The sequence below is a fragment of the Amycolatopsis sp. 2-15 genome (assembly GCF_030285625.1).
GTDB lineage: Bacteria > Actinomycetota > Actinomycetes > Mycobacteriales > Pseudonocardiaceae > Amycolatopsis > Amycolatopsis carbonis.
This window is the reverse complement of record NZ_CP127294.1, coordinates 687,217-706,031: the sequence shown is the minus strand read 5'-3', so window position 1 is coordinate 706,031 and position 18,815 is coordinate 687,217. Positions and strand designations below refer to the sequence as shown.

The 18,815-nt window shown below is 67.8% G+C and carries 23 protein-coding genes; 12 read left to right on the top strand and 11 right to left on the bottom strand.

Annotated elements, in window-relative coordinates; translation table 11 throughout:
- Window positions 1–20 precede the first annotated feature (20 nt).
- The 3 genes from QRX50_RS03415 to QRX50_RS03405 form a co-directional block, all read right to left on the bottom strand.
- Window positions 21–578 (bottom strand): permease, encoded by a 558-nt coding sequence (locus QRX50_RS03415; protein ID WP_285970541.1) that lies wholly within the window; start codon window positions 576–578, stop codon window positions 21–23.
- A gap of 115 nt (window positions 579–693) precedes the next feature.
- Window positions 694–1,263 (bottom strand): TetR/AcrR family transcriptional regulator, encoded by a 570-nt coding sequence (locus QRX50_RS03410; RefSeq protein WP_285970540.1) that lies wholly within the window; start codon window positions 1,261–1,263, stop codon window positions 694–696.
- Between the two features lie 42 nt (window positions 1,264–1,305).
- Window positions 1,306–2,046, bottom strand: a complete 741-nt coding sequence (locus QRX50_RS03405; RefSeq protein ID WP_285970539.1) for an MBL fold metallo-hydrolase — start codon at window positions 2,044–2,046, stop codon at window positions 1,306–1,308.
- Window positions 2,047–2,087: 41 nt separating this feature from the next.
- Between QRX50_RS03405 and QRX50_RS03400 the strand changes: the two genes are divergently transcribed.
- Entirely contained in the window at window positions 2,088–2,903 is an 816-nt protein-coding gene (locus QRX50_RS03400; protein ID WP_285970538.1) for an exodeoxyribonuclease III, read from the top strand.
- A 118-nt stretch (window positions 2,904–3,021) separates the two neighbouring features.
- On the opposite strand, the gene QRX50_RS03395 is transcribed toward QRX50_RS03400, so the two are convergent.
- Together QRX50_RS03395 and QRX50_RS03390 are read right to left on the bottom strand one after the other, a co-directional pair.
- Window positions 3,022–3,741 carry a chitinase gene (locus QRX50_RS03395; RefSeq protein WP_285970537.1) on the bottom strand — a complete coding sequence of 240 codons (720 nt, stop codon included), beginning with the start codon at window positions 3,739–3,741 and terminating at the stop codon, window positions 3,022–3,024.
- Window positions 3,742–3,918: 177 nt separating this feature from the next.
- The gene (locus tag QRX50_RS03390) at window positions 3,919–4,056 is read right to left on the bottom strand and encodes a hypothetical protein (RefSeq protein ID WP_285970536.1); all 138 of its coding nucleotides are present in this window, start codon (window positions 4,054–4,056) and stop codon (window positions 3,919–3,921) included.
- Between the two features lie 147 nt (window positions 4,057–4,203).
- Here QRX50_RS03390 and QRX50_RS03385 point away from each other — a divergent pair, with 147 nt between their 5' ends.
- From QRX50_RS03385 to yhjD, 7 genes are all read left to right on the top strand, one after another.
- The gene (locus QRX50_RS03385) at window positions 4,204–4,533 is read left to right on the top strand and encodes a hypothetical protein (RefSeq protein ID WP_285970535.1); all 330 of its coding nucleotides are present in this window, start codon (window positions 4,204–4,206) and stop codon (window positions 4,531–4,533) included.
- A 116-nt stretch (window positions 4,534–4,649) separates the two neighbouring features.
- Window positions 4,650–5,672 (top strand): tryptophan--tRNA ligase, encoded by a 1,023-nt coding sequence (gene trpS / locus QRX50_RS03380; RefSeq protein ID WP_285970534.1) that lies wholly within the window; start codon window positions 4,650–4,652, stop codon window positions 5,670–5,672.
- 43 nt (window positions 5,673–5,715) lie between these two features.
- Window positions 5,716–5,850: a hypothetical protein gene (locus QRX50_RS03375; RefSeq protein WP_285970533.1), complete on the top strand. Its 135-nt coding sequence runs from the start codon at window positions 5,716–5,718 to the stop codon at window positions 5,848–5,850.
- A gap of 23 nt (window positions 5,851–5,873) precedes the next feature.
- Window positions 5,874–6,095 carry a hypothetical protein gene (locus QRX50_RS03370; protein ID WP_285970532.1) on the top strand — a complete coding sequence of 74 codons (222 nt, stop codon included), beginning with the start codon at window positions 5,874–5,876 and terminating at the stop codon, window positions 6,093–6,095.
- Window positions 6,096–6,183: 88 nt separating this feature from the next.
- A complete protein-coding gene (locus QRX50_RS03365; protein ID WP_285970531.1) occupies window positions 6,184–6,345 on the top strand; it encodes a hypothetical protein in 162 nt (53 codons plus the stop codon).
- Entirely contained in the window at window positions 6,346–6,858 is a 513-nt protein-coding gene (locus QRX50_RS03360; RefSeq protein ID WP_285970530.1) for an AAA family ATPase, read from the top strand.
- A 55-nt stretch (window positions 6,859–6,913) separates the two neighbouring features.
- On the top strand, window positions 6,914–7,927 hold the full coding sequence (yhjD, locus tag QRX50_RS03355) for an inner membrane protein YhjD (protein ID WP_285970529.1): 1,014 nt from the start codon (window positions 6,914–6,916) through the stop codon (window positions 7,925–7,927).
- Between the two features lie 7 nt (window positions 7,928–7,934).
- Here yhjD and QRX50_RS03350 read toward each other — a convergent pair whose 3' ends face one another.
- The gene (locus QRX50_RS03350) at window positions 7,935–9,158 is read right to left on the bottom strand and encodes a D-alanyl-D-alanine carboxypeptidase family protein (protein WP_285970528.1); all 1,224 of its coding nucleotides are present in this window, start codon (window positions 9,156–9,158) and stop codon (window positions 7,935–7,937) included.
- Window positions 9,159–9,201: 43 nt separating this feature from the next.
- Here QRX50_RS03350 and QRX50_RS03345 point away from each other — a divergent pair, with 43 nt between their 5' ends.
- Window positions 9,202–9,456 carry an SCO4848 family membrane protein gene (locus QRX50_RS03345; protein WP_285970527.1) on the top strand — a complete coding sequence of 85 codons (255 nt, stop codon included), beginning with the start codon at window positions 9,202–9,204 and terminating at the stop codon, window positions 9,454–9,456.
- 229 nt (window positions 9,457–9,685) lie between these two features.
- Here the strand turns inward: QRX50_RS03345 and QRX50_RS03340 are convergent, their stop codons facing one another.
- The 5 genes from QRX50_RS03340 to sdhC form a co-directional block, all read right to left on the bottom strand.
- The gene (locus QRX50_RS03340) at window positions 9,686–10,672 is read right to left on the bottom strand and encodes a hypothetical protein (RefSeq protein WP_285970526.1); all 987 of its coding nucleotides are present in this window, start codon (window positions 10,670–10,672) and stop codon (window positions 9,686–9,688) included.
- Between the two features lie 112 nt (window positions 10,673–10,784).
- Window positions 10,785–11,555 carry a succinate dehydrogenase iron-sulfur subunit gene (locus QRX50_RS03335; protein ID WP_285970525.1) on the bottom strand — a complete coding sequence of 257 codons (771 nt, stop codon included), beginning with the start codon at window positions 11,553–11,555 and terminating at the stop codon, window positions 10,785–10,787.
- Window positions 11,555–13,309, bottom strand: a complete 1,755-nt coding sequence (gene sdhA / locus QRX50_RS03330) for a succinate dehydrogenase flavoprotein subunit (RefSeq protein WP_285970524.1) — start codon at window positions 13,307–13,309, stop codon at window positions 11,555–11,557. The genes QRX50_RS03335 and sdhA overlap by 1 nt, the downstream gene beginning before the upstream one ends.
- A 50-nt stretch (window positions 13,310–13,359) precedes the next feature.
- Window positions 13,360–13,776 carry a succinate dehydrogenase hydrophobic membrane anchor subunit gene (locus QRX50_RS03325; protein ID WP_220246220.1) on the bottom strand — a complete coding sequence of 139 codons (417 nt, stop codon included), beginning with the start codon at window positions 13,774–13,776 and terminating at the stop codon, window positions 13,360–13,362.
- Between the two features lie 2 nt (window positions 13,777–13,778).
- Complete coding sequence (sdhC, locus tag QRX50_RS03320; RefSeq protein WP_285970523.1) at window positions 13,779–14,222, bottom strand: succinate dehydrogenase, cytochrome b556 subunit; 444 nt, start codon at window positions 14,220–14,222, stop codon at window positions 13,779–13,781.
- Between the two features lie 692 nt (window positions 14,223–14,914).
- On the opposite strand from sdhC, the gene QRX50_RS03315 reads away from it, so the two are divergent.
- The 3 genes from QRX50_RS03315 (at window position 14,915) to QRX50_RS03305 (ending at window position 18,801) form a co-directional block, all read left to right on the top strand.
- Complete coding sequence (locus tag QRX50_RS03315) at window positions 14,915–16,060, top strand: BMP family lipoprotein (protein ID WP_285970522.1); 1,146 nt, start codon at window positions 14,915–14,917, stop codon at window positions 16,058–16,060.
- 78 nt (window positions 16,061–16,138) lie between these two features.
- Window positions 16,139–17,704, top strand: coding sequence for an ABC transporter ATP-binding protein (locus QRX50_RS03310; RefSeq protein WP_285970521.1), 1,566 nt, complete (start codon window positions 16,139–16,141; stop codon window positions 17,702–17,704).
- Window positions 17,704–18,801 (top strand): ABC transporter permease, encoded by a 1,098-nt coding sequence (locus QRX50_RS03305; RefSeq protein WP_285970520.1) that lies wholly within the window; start codon window positions 17,704–17,706, stop codon window positions 18,799–18,801. The genes QRX50_RS03310 and QRX50_RS03305 overlap by 1 nt, the downstream gene beginning before the upstream one ends.
- Window positions 18,802–18,815: the final 14 nt, after the last annotated feature.

The following is an 18,815-nucleotide window of genomic DNA, read 5'->3' as shown; positions in this document are numbered from 1 at the left end:
GCGCTGACGCCTCTGAAGGCCTAGACGCCCGCGAAGTCCAGTGCCGCCGTGACCACGCCTGAAAGCGCCGCGATCAGCGCCAGCGTGCGCGCCTGGCGCCGGTCGCGCTTCGCCGCGGCCCGCCAGTAGAGGCCGATCCCGGCCACGAGCAGCAGGACTTCCACGGTCATCGACACCGTCGGCAGCCGCCACAGGCCGAAGCCGGACGTCGGCAGGTCGCCCGCGTTGCCCGGCAGGATCGGCAGGTCGGCGCGGTGCACGACGAGGTCGAGCAGCCAGTGCGAGAACGCGACCGCGCCGAGGGTGACGCCGGCGCTGCGGCCGAGCCACCGCGCCGCGCCCAGGCCGAAGAGGGCCGAGAGCACGAGCGCGCCGACGAGCGCGTGGGTGTAGTCGGGGTGGATCACGCCCTCGCCGTAGCCCGTTCCGCCCGACTGGTCGATGGTTTCGATGCCCGCCAGGTAGAGCGGGGTGAACACGACGTCGAGCCACGCGGTGGCCAGCATCAGCGTCCACACGGGAATGGCGGGCCGGCCGGCTTTCACGGCGGCGGCGAGCCCGAAGTGCCCGGCGATCATCTCGCGACCTCGCTCTCGACGGGCTTGGCCTTGGCCGGCCAGGGGAACCGCGCGTCGGGGATCCCGAGCGCGACGGTGAACAGCAGAACGGCGAGGACGAAGGACATGGTTCTCCTCAGCTGGCGTAGTCGGTGATGCCGCGGACGAGCATCGTTTTCAGGAGCGTGAAGCTGGCGTCGACGTCTTCGGGCCGGCCGAAGCCGCCGGAGGTTTCGAGGCTCGCGAAGCCGTGGACGGCCGCGCGCAGGCACCGCGTCGCGTGCACGGTCCTCGCGTAGTCGAAGCCGTACGGGCGAAGCACGGCGAAGGCGACTTCGGCGACGCCGTGGGTGGCTTTCGCGAGCTCCTCGTCGCCCTCGTCGGGCGCGGTTTCCAGCGCGGCGACGCGGTGGGGGTGGGTGCGCAGGTACGCACGGTAGGCGTCGGCGAGCGCCTCGATCGCGTCGTCACCGGAACGGCCGGTCGCGGCGGCGCGCAACGCTTCGGTCATCTCGGCGACCACGCGCAGGTCGACCAGTCGCCGCAGGGCGGCGAGGCCGCCGATGTGCTTGTACAGCGAGGGCGTGGCGACGCCCGCGCGTTCGGCGACCTTGGCGAGGCTGAGCGCGTCGGCGCCGTCGGCGTCCACCACCTCGAGGGCGAGGGTGACGACGGCGTCCGGCGTGAGGCCGGCTCTAGGGGACATCGGGCTGGCTAACTGTCATAGCTTAAAAGCTAATTGCATTAGCTAGTTGGCGTCAACCTCGATGGTCAGGCCTTCGTCGGCGACGAGTACCTCGCCGTCGAACTCCCGGCGGGCTTCCGCGGCGGACCCGGAACGGTCGGCGCCGGGCCAGAAGTGCGTCAGCAGCAAGGTCCGCACGCCCGCTTCGGCCGCCGTCCGCCCGGCCTCCGAGGCGGTGAGCAGGTGGCGCGGCTCGTCCGGCGGCTCGCCCTGGAGGGTGGCTTCGCAGATGAGCAGGTCGGCGTTGCGCGCCAGCTCCACGAGCAGCCGCGACGGGCCGGTGTCGCCGGAGTACACGACGGTGCCGTGCGGCGCGCTCAGCCGCACACCGTGGTTGGGCACGTGGTGGGGGAGCGGCGCGGAGGTGAGCTGCCAGGGGCCGATGGTTTCGGGCCGCGAGAAGGGGTGGATGTCGAAGATCGTCGCCGGGTGCGGGCGCGGCTCGGCGGCTTCGAGGCGGCGCAGCACGCCGGGGGTGCAGTGCAGCGGCAGGCGCCGGTCCTCGACGGTGTAGTGCCACGCGCGGCTGAGCGCCGTGAGGTCCGCCAGGTGGTCGGGGTGCTCGTGGGTGATCACGACGGCGTCGAGGTCTTTCGCGGCGACGTGCGTGAAGAGCCGGCTCGCCGCGCCGTACCCGAGATCGAGCACGACGTGGTGGTTTCCTTGTGAGAGAAGGAATCCCGCGCACGCGCGGCCGGGTTCGGGCCAGGCGCCGCAGCTGCCGAGCACGGTGAGTCGTGCCATGCGCGCAGTCTGGCACAGGATTGTCGGACCCGGCGGGTAGCGTGCGCGGGGTGCTGACCGTCTCCACCGTGAATGTCAACGGCCTGCGGGCCGCCGTGAAGAAGGGCTTCGTCGAGTGGCTCGCCACCACGAAGGCCGACGTCGTCGCCTGCCAGGAGGTGCGGGCCGAGGCCGCGCAGCTGCCCGCGCACGTCGTCGAACCCGAGGGCTGGTTCGCCGCCCACGCGCCCTCGGCTGCGAAGGGGCGAAACGGTGTCTCGCTCTACAGCCGCGTCGAGCCCGACGAGGTGCGCATCGGCTTCGGCGAGCCCGAATTCGAGGACAGCGGGCGCTACCTCGAGATGCACCTGCCGGGTGTCGTCGTGGCGAGCCTGTACCTGCCGAGCGGCGACGTCGGCACCGAGCGCCAGGACGAGAAGGAGCGCTTCATGGCGGCCTTCCTGCCCTACCTCGGCGAGCTGCGTGCGAAGTCCGCCGCGGCCGGGCGCGAGGTCGTGGTGGTGGGCGACTGGAACATCGCCTACGACACCGTCGACCTGAAGAACTGGAAGGGCAACCACAAGAACTCCGGCTTCCTGCCGGAAGAACGCGCCTGGCTCGGCCGCGTCTACGACGAAGCCGGCTACGTCGACGTCCAGCGCCGCCTGCACGAAGGCCCGGGCCCCTACACCTGGTGGTCCTACCGCGGCCAGGCCTTCGACAACGATTCCGGCTGGCGCATCGACTGCCAGCTCGCCACCCCGCCCCTGGCCGACGCGGTGCAGTCGGTGGTCGTCGAACGTGCCGCCACCTACGCCGAACGCTGGTCCGACCACGCCCCGGTCACGGCGACTTACGACGTGCCTTTCCCGCGCTGACCCGTCGAAGTGCGGCCCCGGCGCCGGTTGCGCCGACGCCGGGGCTGATTTCCTTACCTGCCAAGCAGAAGGGCCCCTCAGCCGCCACCGAGGGGCCCTGCCTGCTACCCCACCAGCGTCAGCAGCTGAGGTTGCCACCCGGGTCGACGCCCAGGATGCCGGTGATCTTCTGGTACGCGTCGATGCGGCTCTGGACCTGGGCGGGGTTGCCGCCGTTGCATTCGATGGAGCCGTTGATGCTGCGGATCGTCTCGCCGAAGCCGCGGCCGTTGACCATCGCGCCGTGCGGGGTCATGGTGCCGGGGCCGGACTGGGTGTTCCAGTACCAGAGGCCGGTTTTCCACGCGACGGCCGAGTCGTTCTGCACGAGGTTCGGGTTGTCGAGCAGGTCGATGCCGAGCGCGTCGCCCGCGGCTTTGTAGTTGAAGTTCCAGCTGAGCTGGATGGGGCCGCGCCCGTAGTACGCGGCGGTGCCCGCCGGGCAGCCGTACGACTGGCTGGTGTCGCAGTAGTGCGGGTAGTTCGCGGTGTTCTGCTCCACGATGTACACCAGGCCACCGGTTTCGTGGCTCACGTTCGCGAGGAACGCCGCGGCTTCCTGCTTCTTCACGGTGTCACTGCCGGAATTCGCGAAGCCCGGATACGCGCCGAGTGCGTCGGTCAGTCCACTGTAGCTGTAGAACGAGTTGCGCCCCGGGAACATCTGGTTGAATTGCGACACGCTGACGACGAAGCTCGCGGCCGGTGCGGCATTCGCGACCGTCGTGGCCGGCACGAGCACCGTGATCGCGGCCGCGGCGGCCATCCCGACGGCGGTGAGGATCCTTCGGAGAGACATGGGCTCACTCCTTTGTTCGCCCCTGAAGTGGTCTACACCACAGAGGTATAGACCAATCACCCGAGAGAAAACCAGAGCCCGACGTCTGGAGAAGGTCAAAAAGACGCGATCAGACCAACAGAGTTGGTGAATAACTTGCTTTCGGTAGTTCGTCGCCGCCGAACGGGTGAACGTTTTTCACGTTTTGCTCGCGCCGCGCGAGCGGAACCGGACCAAGCCGACAGTCGTGACGGCCGTTCGAGCGGCCTCGGCAGCCCGAAAAACCGGCAGTAGAGCGCTGACCACCAGTGACACCGTCAGCTCGGGGGTGGTCACCCGCACTCCCCGGTCGGGCGCTAGTCTCGGCGCCCGAGTTGATCAGAACCGACAGGTCTTGACACGCTCGGTAGTTTTCTCACTGTATGACTCATCCTTACGGGTGAGAGATCTCGCCAGGAACATCACTTCGCGGGAGGCACTCCGGTGCGCAACCCAGGTCATCTCCTGTTGCGGTCCACGCTGCGCTCGGCCCGGTCGGCGACGCTCGTCGTGCTGCCGGCCGTCCTGTTGCTCGCGGGCAGCGGCACGGCGCTCGCCGACGACGGCGTCGTCCGTGCGGAGACCCCCTCGGGCTTCGGCATCCTTGGCCCGGTCGGGCTGGTCGCCGTGGCCCTGGGCATCGTCGGCATGGCCCTCGGAGTGCTGCGCCAGCGTCGCAAGGCGCGCGCGGCGACCGCGACGGCACTGCCCACCCCAGAGCCGGCCGACACCGAGGAGCCCACCCGGCCCCTCGCGCCGGTCCAGCACCCCTAGAAGCGCCCCGGAAACGCCCGGTGACCCCGCCGGCAGCTCGGCCGAGAACCTCCGCCGAGCGCCTCAGGGAGACCTCCCTGTGACCCGCCTCTCCGGCTCCTGAAAGAATCGCTGACGTGTCCGACGAACAGAACGGGCGCCTGCGGGTGCTTTCCGGGATCCAGCCGACGGCCGACTCGTTCCACCTCGGCAACTACCTCGGCGCCCTGCGGCAGTGGGTGAAGCTGCAGGACACGCACGAGACCTTCTACTGCGTCGTCGACCTGCACGCCATCACGGTGGAGCAGGACCCGAAGGTGCTGTTGGAGCGCACGCGCCGCTCGGCCGCGCAGCTGCTCGCGATCGGCGTCGACCCTGACCGAAGTGCCCTGTTCGTCCAGAGCCACGTGCCCGAGCACGCGCAGCTCGGCTGGGTGCTCGAATGTCAGACCGGTTTCGGCGAGGCCGGCCGGATGACGCAGTTCAAGGACAAGTCGGCCAAACAGGGCGCCGACCGCGCCAGCGTGGGCCTGTTCACGTACCCGATCCTGCAGGCCGCCGACATCCTGCTCTACCAGGCCGACGCCGTGCCGGTGGGCGAGGACCAGCGCCAGCACCTGGAGCTCACGCGCAACCTCGCGCAGCGCTTCAACAACCGCCTCGGCAAGACGTTCACGGTGCCCGAGCCCTACATCGTCAAGGACACCGCGAAGATCTACGACCTGCAGGACCCGACAGCGAAGATGAGCAAGTCGGCGTCCGCGGCCAACGGTCTCGTCGAGCTGCTCGAAGACCCCAAGCGTTCGGCCAAGAAGATCCGCTCCGCCGTGACCGACACCGGCCGCGAGGTCAAGTTCGACGCGGAGAACAAGGCCGGCGTCTCCAACCTGCTGAGCATCTACTCGGCGCTGACCGAGCGCTCGATCGCCGACCTCGAAGAGGCCTACGAAGGCAAGGGCTACGGCGACCTGAAGAAGGACCTCGCCGAGGTGCTCGTCGAGTGGGTCACGCCGCTGCAGGTCAAGGTCCAGTCCTATTTGGACGACGTGGCCGAGCTCGACAAGGTTCTGGCGCGAGGGGCGCAACGCGCCCGGGAGGTGGCAGCGCCGACGCTCGCCACCGTATACGAGCGGTTGGGCTTCTTGCCCGCTGCTCGCTGAAAATCACTTGCCGGGGGGCAAAGTGAAGAAGCGTCTGTCCATCATGGCTGCCGTCCTGCCGCTCGCCGGTTGCGGTGAGTCCACTCCGGACAGCCAGAAAGCCATGGCCGTAGCCGACGGCCAGACCCGCAGCGGCCCGGCTACGAGGGCTCCGACTACCCGGATGCTGCGCCGCTGAAGGAAAAGCCGAACGCGCAGGCCGTGCAGGTCGGCGGGAAGCCGGTGATCCAGGCCTGCAACCTGCTGTCGCTCAACGACCTGAGGGACTTCGGCATCAAGGTCGGCTCACGGCCGGACCCGAACGTGGTCAACTTCAAGCGCGACTACCTGGTGGGCGACGGCAACGGTCCGCTCAAGACCTCGTTCCCCTCCTGCTCGCAGGCCGACGGCGAGGCGCCGACGCATCGGGACAGGCGACCGTGATCCTCGGCGACACCATCGCCGGCTTCGACTTCGATCTCAAGCGGCCGCGATCGGCGACGAGTCGCGGGTCCTCACCGACACGATGTCGGTGAGGACCCGGGGCGTGCTGATCTTCCGCAAGGGCCGCTTCGCCTTCGAGCTGTACCTGGCCGACCACGACGGCCACCCCAACGGCAGCACCCTCGCCGAGGCCAACAGCCTGCTGGTGCCGGCCGGGCAGAAGATCGCCCAGGCTTTTCAGGGGACGTAGGTGCGGCTGATCGTCCTCAACGGACCGCCCGCCATCGGCAAGTCGACGCTGGCGGAGCGGTTCGCGGAGGACCACCCGCCGACGCTGAACCTCGACGTCGACCGCGTGCGTTCGCTCGTCGGCGGCTGGCGCGCGCAGCCGAGCGAGTCCGGCTTGGCGGCGCGCGAGTTGGCCCTCGCGGCCGCCCGCGCGCACCTCGCGGCGGGCCACGACGTGGTCGTTCCGCAGCTGCTCGGGCGCCCGGATTTCCTTGTGCGGCTGGAAGAACTGGCTGACGACGTCGGCGCTTCCTTTCACGAGCTGATGCTCATGGACACCCGCGAAAGCGTCCTGACCCGCTTCGCCTCTCGCACGCCCGGGCCGCACCACCACGACACCACCGCGGCCGAGGTCGCCGCGTTCCACGACCGCCTTGAATTCCTCCTCGCCGACCGGCCGCGGGCGCGGGTCATCACGACGTCGGCCGGTCGGCTCGACGGCGCCTACCGAGCGGTGCTCGCCGCTCTGGACTGACCCTCGGGTACCCGCTCGCGTTGCGGCTCTCACCGACCGTGGTTAGCGTTTTACGGTGGCGAACAAGACTGGTGACCAGGAAAAGCTGCTGCCTCGGCTGCGGCGGAAGTACCCGTGGCTGGATCACCTGATCCGAGCCAACGAATCCTTCGGCGAGCACTACGGCAACCATTACGCCGCCGCGATCACGTATTTCAGCGTGCTGGCGGTGTTCCCGATCTTCATGGTCGCGTTCGCGATCGTGGGCATCGTCGTCGGCGGCGACCAGGCGGTGATCGACCAGATCACCAACGGCATCAAGAACTCCGTGCCCCCGGCGCTGCAGGACCTCGTGAACACGATCGTGGACGCGGCGATCAAGTCCGGCAGTGGCATCGGAATCTTTGGTCTGCTCCTGGCGCTCTATTCCGGCATCGGCTGGATGTCGAACCTGCGCGACGCGCTCACGGCGCAGTGGGGGCAGGAGAAGAAACAGCAGCCGATCGTGTCGACGACCATCAAGGACCTGCTGTCGCTCGTCGGGCTCGGTGTGGCGCTGATCGTGTCGTTCGCGGTGACCGCCGCGGGCGGCGGGGTGGGGCAGTACCTGCTCGAGCTCGTCGGCCTGGAGCACCAGACCTGGGCGGTGTGGGCACTGCGGGTGGCCACGATCATCCTCAGCCTGGCGGCCAACACACTCGTGTTCATCTGGGTCATCGCGCGCCTGCCGCGTGAGCACGTGGCCATGCGCAGCGCGGTGAAGGGCGCGATCGTCGCCGCGATCGGGTTCGTCATCCTGCAGCAGGTGGCATCGATCTACCTGGCGAGCGTGACGAAATCCCCGGCGGCGGCGATCTTCGGGCCGATCATCGGTCTGATGGTGTTCGCGAACCTCGTGTCGCGCTTCCTCCTCATGGTCACCGCGTGGACGGCGACCGCGAAGGAGAACCAGCGCAAGGTCGTGCGGCCCCCGGCGCCCGTGCTGCTGGAGCCGCGCGTGACCGTCCAGCACGGATTCGGCCTGGGCGCGGCCGCGGGTGTGTTCAGTGTGGGCGCGCTGCTCGGCTGGATGGGGCGACGGCGCGACTAGGCTTGATCTACTGCTGGGCCTGCTTCTTGCGCTGGTGGCCGATCACGAACCCGCCGATGATGATCAGGGCGACCACCAGCGTGAGGATCCAGCCCGTGGTGCCGAACGGGTCTTCCTTCGCAAGGGCGGCCGACGAAGCGGCGCCGGCCGCGACGTTCGCCGGGGGAGCGGGCGGGGCCGTGGCGACGAGGGCCTCGTACGCGATGCGCCCGACGGGCTCGGCGTGGTCGGCTTCGAGGGCGAAGCCGTAGTCGAGCAGCTTGCCCGCCTGGTCGACGACCTTCGTGGGCCGTTGCTCGGCGCGCATCATCACTACGGCGAGGCGGCGGCCGTCCTTCTCCGCGGCGCCGACGTAGGTGTGGCGGGCGTCGTCGGTGAAGCCCGTTTTGCCGCCGAGGAAGCCGGGGTAGGCGCCGAGGAGCTTGTTGTCGTTGTAGACCGGAATGGCGGGTTTGCCGCCCGCTGCCGGAATCGTGTACGACTTCGTGGCCACGGCCTGCGCGATCTCCTGCTGCTTCATCGCGTAGTGGAAGATCAGGCTCAGGTCGTAGGCCGAGGTGGACATCCCCGGCCCGTCGAGCCCCGACGGCGTCGCCGCGCGCGTGTCCGTGGCGCCGATGCGGTTGGCCAGCAGGTTCATCTTCGTGGTCGCGATGTCGACCCCGCCGAGCGCCGTGGCGAACGCGTGGGCGACGTCATTGCCAGAGTGCATCAGCAGCCCGTGCAGCAGCTGATCGACCGTGTAGGACGCGCCGGCGACGATGCCGACGCAGGTGCACTCCTGCTCGGCGTCCTCCTTGGTCGGCACCACGATCTGGTCGGGCTTCATCTCGCTGGTGACGACCAGCGCGAGCAACGTCTTGATCAGCGACGCCGGCCGCTCCCGCGCGTGCGGGTTCTTGGCCGCGATGACGTCACCGGTGTCGAGGTCCTGCACCACCCACGACGCGGCGGTGTTGCCGTCCGGCGGGTTGAGCGCGCCGTCGGGCAGGATCATCCCGCAGCCGCCCATGCGCAGCCCGCCGACGGGCTCCACGGGTACCGGCAACGGCGGCGGAGCCGGCTGCCCAGGCGCCGGCTTTTCGGACGTGTCCACCGGTGCCGGCGGCGCGGCCTGGTCCTGACAGGGCTGAGCCTGGGCGACGGCTGCCGTGGGACTTCCAGCGCCGAACAGCCCGAAGGCCACCACCGCGACGAGGACCGGGAGCGACCGGGAGAAAACGCTGTGCACCCACGCAATCTAGCGTCGAGAGCCCGGTTGCATACTCAGGGGCATGCGCATTTCGCGAGGTACTGCGGTCTTCCTGCTCTTGTTCGGCGTGTGGTCCTGGATCATCTGGATCACCTTCGCCAAGAACCTCTGGGCGAGCGATCAGTCCTGGTCAGTCGACGGTTCCCCCACGGCGTACTTCATCGTGCACGCGGTGCTCACGGTGGTGTCCTTCGTGCTGGGGACGATCATCGGCATCCTGGGCTGGCGCGCCCTGCGCTCCACCCGATCGAAGGAACGATCTTCGGACGATTCCTGATCCACGGGCAGGGTGGTTCGGCGTTCGCCGGATACGGCCGTCCGCCGGTATGACAGCCGAGCGCGAATGGAGTAGGGTCAGCGCTCTCGCGAGCCTCTCCAGCGCTGGCTCGCATTACCCGAATGGAATTCGTATGTCCGGCGGTTCCGAAACGGGTGGCAACTGATCGGTTGTTCCGATTGCACACCCAAAAAACCCGGAGTCCGCACTCCGGGTTTTTTTATGACCGTCACGAATCCGGTGAATAGTCGGCGATGAACCCCATGTACTGAGACATTTTCGGGTTCGCCGCGGAGAACTCCACGATCACGTCCTTGCCCTGGCGGAGCCGCCGCAGTCCTTGTGCGCCCTGGTTTCGCACGACGAAGGCCGAGTCGCGTTTGACGTTGCGGAAGATCACCCGGTGCTCGAACTTGCTGATTTCCTTGCGGAACATCACGTCGAACGATTCCGGCTCGGTGCCCGACATCAGGTCCACCGAGTATTTCGGCCACGTCCATTCCACGGTGACCACGTCGCCTTCCTGAACGATGGTGCCGAGGTGGATGTAGATGTCCAGTTTCGGTTTCCCGTTCGCGGACGTGGACCAGATCGAAGTCGCGTTGGCGCGGGTCTTCTGGTCGATGTCTTCGATTCCGGCGTGGAAAGCCTTGCACTGTACCAATCGGCGGGCCCGCTCGGTCATTGGCGTGGTGCCGTAGTAGACGAGGTTAACGGACAGATAACGCGGGATGTTGTCGTTCGCCTCGTGGAGCACGAGCACGCGGCGGCAGAACGCGTCGCCATTGTCCTCAATGGTCACTTCCTGCATCCACTCCTGCACGGCGATGGGCTTGCGCGTGCGCGAGGCGAGCGCGTCGGCGTACCGGTGCAGCAGCTCCTCGCTGTGCTGCGCCTGGGTGCGGAGTTTGTGGGTGCCGGCGAAGGAGATCGCGCTCGCGATCACGAACAACCCGCCCGCGATGCTGGCGAACGTCGTGCGCAACCACTCCATGCCGAGCACCTCGCCGAGCAGGCCCACGCTGCCGAGCGTGGCGACCGTCGCCGCGAACACCCGCAAGTAGCCATGTCGGAACACCAGTTCTTCGAGATCTGCGATGAACGGTGTCAAGTGTTGGGAAAGCACCTTCCGCAGTTCCGTACCAGCACTCATCTGTTCGTTCCCCGTCGCACGACCGTCCGAGTCATCGGTAACGGGTAAGAATAGCCCAGTCACGCAGGGTCGCGTTAGCGCCGAACAGGGGAGTTATGTCGGCTTTTGCGAGGCCCGGTACGCGGAGAGGCCCCCACCCGGCGTACAGGATGGGGGCCTCTCCGCAACGAAAATCTCAGACGCGCTTGAACAAAAGTGCGCGCTTCACTTCCTGAATCGCCTTCGTCACCTGGATCCCACGCGGGCACGCGTCCGTGCAGTTGAACGTCGTGCGGCAGCGCCAGACGCCCTCGGAGTCGTTGAGGATGTCCAGGCGCTCCTCGGCCGCGTCGTCGCGGGAGTCGAAGATGAAGCGGTGCGCGTTGACGATGGCGGCGGGGCCGAAGTACGAACCGTCGTTCCAGTAGACCGGGCAGGACGACGTGCAGCAGGCGCAGAGGATGCACTTGGTGGTGTCGTCGAAGCGGTCGCGGTCGGCCTGGGACTGGATGCGCTCGCGGGAGGGCTCGTGGCCGTAGTTGATGAGGTACGGCTTGACCGACCGGTAGGCCTCGAAGAACGGGTCCATGTCGACGTAGAGGTCCTTCAACGTCGTCAGGCCCTTGATCGGGGCGATGGTGATGACGGTCTTCTTGCCGTCCTTCTCGAGCAGGTCCTTCATGAGCACCTTGCAGGCCAGGCGGTTGATGCCGTTGATCTGCATGGCGTCCGAACCGCACACGCCGTGGGCGCACGAGCGGCGGAACGAGAACGTGCCGTCGACGTAGTCCTTGACGTAGAACAGCAGGTTGAGCAGCCGGTCGGTGCGCTGCGCCGGGACGTCGTAGGACTCCCAGTGCGGCTCGGTGTCGACCTCGGGGTTGAAGCGCAGGATCTTCAGCGTGACCGTGATCGGCGTGTGGTCCTGCGAGGCCGCGGGTGCGTCTTCGGTGGTTGCCGCAGTCATCAGTACTTCCGCTCCATCGGTTCGTAGCGCGTGAAGGTCACCGGCTTGTAGTCGAGCCGGATGTCGGCGGACAGCCCCTCGCCCTGCTTGTAGGCCATGGTGTGCCGCATGAAGTTCGTGTCGTCGCGGTTCGGGTAGTCCTCGCGGGCGTGGCCGCCGCGCGACTCCTTGCGCGCCAGGGCGCCCACGATCAGGACCTCGGCCAGCTCGAGCAGGAAGCCCAGCTCGACGGCCTCGAGCAGGTCGGTGTTGTACCGCTTGCCCTTGTCCGACACGGTGATCCGCGTGTACCGCTCCTTCAGCGCCTGGATGTCGGTCAGCGCCTGCTTGAGCGTGTCCTCGGTGCGGTACACCGAGGCGTGCGAGTCCATCGTCTGCTGCATTTCCTTGCGGATGTCGGCGACGCGCTCGTCACCGTGCTCCGACAGCAGGCCCGACAGCTGCTCCTCGACCAGCTTGGTCGGCAGCTCCGGCAGCTCGACGTGCTCGTGCGCCAGCGCGTACTCCGCGGCCGCGATGCCGGCGCGGCGGCCGAACACGTTGATGTCCAGCAGCGAGTTGGTGCCCAGGCGGTTCGAGCCGTGCACCGAGACGCATGCGACCTCGCCGGCCGCGTACAGGCCCGGGATCACGTTCTCGTTGTCGCGCAGCGCTTCGCCGTGGATGTTGGTCGGGATGCCGCCCATCACGTAGTGGCAGGTCGGGAACACCGGCACCGGTTCCTTCACCGGGTCGACACCGAGGTAGGTGCGCGAGAACTCGGTGATGTCCGGCAGCTTGGTCTCGAGGACCTCCACCGGCAGGTGCGTCACGTCGAGGACGACGTAGTCCTTGTTCGGGCCCATGCCGCGGCCCTGCAGCACCTCCTGGACCATCGAGCGGGCGACGATGTCACGCGGCGCGAGGTCCTTGATGGTGGGGGCGTAGCGCTCCATGAATCGCTCGCCCTCGGAGTTGCGCAGGATCCCACCCTCGCCGCGGACGGCTTCGGAGATCAGGATGCCCAGGCCCGCGAGGCCGGTCGGGTGGAACTGGAAGAACTCCATGTCCTCCAGCGGCAGGCCCTTGCGGAAGATGATGCCGAGGCCGTCACCGGTGAGGGTGTGCGCGTTCGACGTCGTCTTGAAGATCTTGCCCGCGCCGCCGGTGGCGAACACGATGGACTTGGCCTGGAACACGTGCAGCTCGCCGGTGGCCAGCTCGTAGGCCACGACGCCCGACGCGATCGGGTTGCCGTTCTCGTCCTCGCTGGTCACCAGGTCGAGCACGTAGAACTCGTTGAAGAACTCCGTGCCGTACTTGACGCAGTTTTGGTACAGCGTCTGCAGGATCATGTGGCCGGTGCGGTCCGCGGCGTAGCAGGCGCGGCGCACGGCCGCCTTGCCGTGGTCACGGGTGTGGCCGCCGAAACGGCGCTGGTCGATCTTGCCCTCGGGCGTGCGGTTGAACGGCAGGCCCATCTTCTCGAGGTCGAGGACCGCGTCAATGGCCTCCTTGGCCATGATCTCCGCGGCGTCCTGGTCGACGAGGTAGTCACCGCCCTTGACGGTGTCGAAGGTGTGCCACTCCCAGTTGTCCTCTTCGACGTTCGCCAGCGCGGCGCACATGCCGCCCTGGGCGGCGCCGGTGTGGGACCGCGTCGGGTACAGCTTCGTGAGGACCGCGGTGCGGGCGCGCTGGCCGGCCTCGATGGCCGCGCGCATGCCGGCGCCACCGGCGCCGACGATCACCACGTCGTACTTGTGGAACTGCATAGGGATTGCTCCGCTTATCAGGAATCGAGCACTGTGTGTGGTGGGTGCGCCTAGCTGGCGGGCATCTCGGGGTCGAACGTGAAGATCACCAGCGTGCCGACGGCCAGGATCAGGACCATCGAGACGTACAGCAGGATCTTCAGCCAGAACCGCGTGGAGTCCTTGCGGGCGTAGTCGTCGATGATCGTGCGCAGGCCGTTGCCGCCGTGGATCTCGGCGAGCCACAGCATCGCGAGGTCCCAGAACTGCCAGAACGGCGAAGCCCAGCGACCGGCGACGAAGCCCCAGTTGATGCGGTGCACACCGCCGTCGAGGATGTTCATGATCAGCAGGTGGCCCAGCACCAGGATGATCAGCGCGAGGCCCGAGATGCGCATGAACAGCCAGCTGTAGAGCTCGAAGTTGCTGCGGCGGGCCGCCGGGCGCTTCGGGGTGCGCGGCGATTCGATGACGAGCGAGTCGGCCATGGTCAGTTACCCCCGAAGAGCATCTCGGCCGTGCGCTTCAGCATGAAGAACGCACCGGGAATCATCACGACGACCCACACGACGCCGATCACCCACAGCATCGTCTTCTGGAACTTCGGGCCCTTGGACCAGAAGTCGACCAGCATGACTCGGATGCCGTTGAGTGCGTGGAAGAGGACCGCGCCGACCAAACCGACCTCGAGCAGGTTCACGAGCGGCGTCTTGTACGTGTCGATCACCTGGTCGTAGGTGTTCGGCGACACGCGGACGAGCGCGGTGTCGAGGACGTGCACGAACAGGAAGAAGAATGTCAGCACGCCGGTGATGCGGTGCAGCACCCAGGACCACATGCCGGGGTCGCCCCGGTAGAAGGTCCCCTGCCGGCGTGAGGCACCCGCCCGATCGCTCGCTCCCGCCTCAGTGGCAGGGCTCGCCGTGGTGGACATCGGTGAACGGCCTCCAACGTCATCTGTTGTGCCCGGCTGACCGGTGAGGTCCGCACCCGCTTCAGCGTCGGTCCACTGGGGACAACGCCGGCAGCGGTGCCGAGATCTAAGGCCATCGAGCGTGGATGAAAAGATGCTAGACCCGCCATCTGGACCCGGCTCACCTCCGGGTTCGTCTCTGTGATGGACCAGACACCCGGAGCGTCCCGCACCACTCGGACGTGTGGCGCCGGCCACGCGCCACGGGCGGTCCAGGGCGAATCCGACCTGCGGCTCCCGGCCCGGTCGATTCGATTCAGCAGACCGGAACCGGATCCGGCCGCGAGTGAAAAACAGGCCGGGCCCGAATGGTTTTCGTGATGTCCGCAACGTCCGTTCGGCCGGGGTCTTCGCCGGGCGGTCGACGAAGATCGTCCGGACGGGTTCCCGAACGCCACGGCGACGGGTCGCGGGGGCTCGCCGTGACAGCAGGTGAACACCATCCTGATCCAGTTGATCACCGTAAGTACACGATCGGTCGCGAATCAGACCGCTGAGTAAACGTTTGTGTTACGTAGCGTGCCTTTCCTATGGCGCTTGTCTGGCGGTTGGGTACGGTCTGGCGGTTGAACTCGGCATCGGGAGACACAGGGCCGAGTCCGCTTCCACTTAGTCCGCTGGATCAGCGGGGAGGGAGACACACGTTGCGTCGCATGCGTGGAACCGCGCTGGCCGCCGCGACCATGGCCGGGGTCCTCACCTTGGCAGGGTGCGCGAAGGACACGGGCGGGAGCAGCAACAACGACAGCGCTTCGGGCGGCAGCTCCGACACGAGCTGCGTCACCGCGCCGAAGCCGCCCGCGGCCCCGGCCGCCACGACGACCAGCAGCTCGTCGGGCGAGAAGGTGGACGGCAGCAAGCTCAAGGTCGGCCTGGCGTTCGACATCGGCGGCCGGGGTGACGCCTCCTTCAACGACGCGGCCGCGGCCGGTGTCGACAAGGCGAAGTCCGAGCTCGGCATCACGACCGTCAGCGAGAGCACGGCCAGCCCGAGCGAGAGCGAGTCGGCCAAGCAGCAGCGCCTCGAGCAGATGGCGTCGCAGGGCCTGAACCCGATCATCGCGGTCGGCTTCGCCTACGCGCCGTCGGTCGCCGCCGTCGCGCCGAAGCACCCGAACACCAGGTTCGCGATCGTCGACGACGACACCATCAAGCTCCCCAACGTGACGCCGCTGGTGTTCGCCGAGGAGCAGGGCTCGTTCCTGGCCGGCGTCGCCGCCGTCTACAAGAGCAAGAACTGCCACATCGGCTTCGTCGGTGGCGTGAACACGCCGCTGATCCAGAAGTTCGAGGCCGGCTACCTGCAGGGCGCGAAGGCCGCGTCGAACAAGGTCAAGATCGAGGACGAGTACCTCACGCCGGCCGGCGACTTCTCCGGTTTCCAGGACCCGGCCAAGGGCAACGTGAAGGCCGCCGCCGAGATCAACAACGGCGCGGACGTGATCTACCACGCCGCCGGTGCCTCCGGTAAGGGCGTGTTCGACGCCGCCAAGACGTCGGGCAAGGCGTTGGCCATCGGTGTCGACTCCGACCAGTACAACCAGGCCACGGTGGCCGCCGACAAGGACATCATCCTCACCTCGATGATGAAGCGCGTGGATGTCGCGGTGTTCGACTTCCTGCAGGCCGACGCGAAGGGTGACCTGAGCGTGCTGCCGCAGCGCTTCGACCTGAAGGTCGACGGCGTCGGCTACGCCACCTCCGGCGGCAAGGTCGACGACATCAAGGACGTGCTGGACGGTTACAAGGCCCAGATCATCTCGGGCGCCATCCAGGTTTCGGACAAGCCGGCCAAGTAGTACCCGCCACGTGCCAGGGCTCGGAAGGATCTTCCTTCCGAGCCCTCACGCGTTTCGACAGAACTGGATGCCCCAGCAATGAGCACTGCCGAGGCCGATGCCGTCCCCGACCGGGGCACGACGGCCGTCCAGCTGACCGGGATCACCAAACGCTTCCCGGGTGTGGTCGCCAACTCCGACGTCAACCTCACCGTGGCCGCGGGCGAGGTGCACGCCCTCTGTGGCGAGAACGGCGCGGGCAAGTCGACCCTGATGAAGATCCTCTACGGGATGCAGCAGCCCGACGAGGGAACCATCGCCATCAACGGCACCGAGATGAAGCTGCGCAACCCGCAGGACGCCATCGAGGCCGGGATCGGCATGGTGCACCAGCACTTCATGCTCGCCGACAACTTCACCGTCTCCGAGAACGTGTTCCTCGGCGCCGAGCCCCTGCACGGCATCGGCGGCAAAGCGCGGGCCCGGCTCAAGAAGCTCTCCGAGCAGACGGGCCTGCGCGCCAAGCCGGACGCGTTGCTGGAAGAGCTCGGCGTGGCCGACCGCCAGCGCGTTGAGATCGTGAAGGTGCTCTACCGCGGCGCGAAGATCATCATCCTGGACGAGCCCACCGCGGTGCTCGTGCCGCAGGAGGTCGACGCGCTGTTCGCCACGGTCCGCGAGATGCAGGCCGACGGCTACACCTTCCTCTTCATCTCCCACAAGCTCGACGAGGTGCGCGCGATCGCCGACACCGTCACGGTGATCCGGCGCGGCACCACCGTCGGCACGGTCGACCCGAAGTCCATCACCAGCCGTCAGCTGGCGGAGATGATGGTGGGCTCGGAGCTGCCGAGCCCGGAGACGCGCGAGTCGACGGTGACCGACCGCGACGTGCTGCGCCTGACCGGCCTGAGCCTCACGGCCGAGAACTCGTCGCTGAAGCTGCTCGACGACATCGAGTTCACCGTGCACGCGGGTGAGGTGCTCGGCATCGCGGGCGTCGAGGGCAACGGCCAGACCGAGCTCGTCGAGACGCTCATGGGCATGCGCAAGGCCAGCGGCGGGCACATCGAGCTCCTCGAGGCCGACGGCAAGACCCATGACCTGGTCAAACTGGGCACGCTCGCGCGGCGCGAGGCCGGCATCGGCTACATCGCCGAAGACCGCACGCGCCACAGCCTCCTGCTCACGCAACCGTTGTGGGTCAACCGGATCCTCGGCTACCAGACGCGCAAACCCGTCTCGAGTGGACAGTTGCTCGACATCGCCGGCGCGCGCCGCGACACCGAGCGCATCGTGCGGGAGTACGACGTGCGCACGCCGGGCATCGACGTGCCGGCCGCCGCGCTCTCGGGCGGCAACCAGCAGAAGCTGATCGTCGGGCGCGAGCTGTCGGGCAACCCCGTGCTGCTCATCGCTTCGCACCCGACGCGCGGTGTCGACGTCGGTGCGCAGGCCATGATCTGGGAGCAGATCCGGCAGGCGCGCGCCGACGGCCTGGCGGTGCTGCTGATCTCCGCCGACCTCGACGAGCTGATCGGGCTCTCCGACACGATCCGCGTGATGCTGCGCGGGCGCCTGGTGAGTGAGGCGAACCCCGCCACGGTGACCCCGCAGGAACTCGGCTCCGCCATGACCGGTGCCGAAGAAGGTGAAGAAGCGTAATGACTTCGTGGCGCACGCGGCTGCTGCCGCCCCTGCTCGCGATCGTGTTCGCCGTGCTGCTCTCGGCGATCGCGCTCGTCATTTCCGGCGCCAACCCGCTGGAGGCGTTCGGGACCATGGTGGGGCAGCTCTTCAAGGGCTCCACCGCCGTGGACACGGTGAACCTCGCGACGGTGTACTACCTGTCCGGGCTCGCGGTGGCCATCGGCTTCCAGATGAACCTGTTCAACATCGGTGTCGAGGGCCAGTACCGGTTCGCGGCCGTGGTCGCCGCCATCATCGGCGGCGCGCTGCAGCTGCCACCGGTCCTCCACACCATCGTGATCCTGCTGGTGGCGGTCGCCTCGGGCGCGCTCTACGCGACGATCCCCGCCGTGCTGAAGGTGACCCGCGGCGTCAGCGAGGTCATCTCGACGATCATGCTGAACTCGATCGTCGCCGGCATCATCGCGTTCCTCGTCAACGCCGACCAGTTCGGCGTGCAGACGGGCAACAACATCGGCACGCGCACGATCGCGCCGTCGGGCCGGATCCCGGGCGTCCCGCTCGGCTCGGGCGTGCTGTTCGGGTTCTTCTTCATCGCCATCGTGATCGGCGTCGCCTACTGGTTCATGCTCAACCGCACGCGGTTCGGCTTCGAGCTCAAGGCCAGCGGTGAGTCGTCGACAGCCGCGGCCGCCGGTGGCGTGAGCGCGAAGCGGATGACGCTGATCGCAATGCTGCTCTCCGGCGCGGTGGCGGGTCTCGTCGCCATGCCGGAGCTGCTCGGCCGCGACTACAGCTACGGCATCACGGCCACGCAGATGTACGGCTTCACCGGCATCGCCGTCGCGCTGCTGGGCCGCAACCACCCCGGCGGCATCGCGTTCGGCGCGCTGCTGTGGGCGTTCCTCGACACCTCGGCGGTGTCGCTGGAGCAGATCAACGTGTCCAAGGAGATCGCGACGATCATGCAGGGTGTCATCGTGCTGTCGGTTGTCGTCGCGTACGAGATCGTGCGCCGCGCCGACCTCGCGGCCGAACAACGCAGGGTGGGCCGGGCGCTCGCCGGCAACGGGCGCAAGCGTTCGTCCGTCGCGGAAGGCGGTGCGGTGTGAGCCAGGTGACGGAG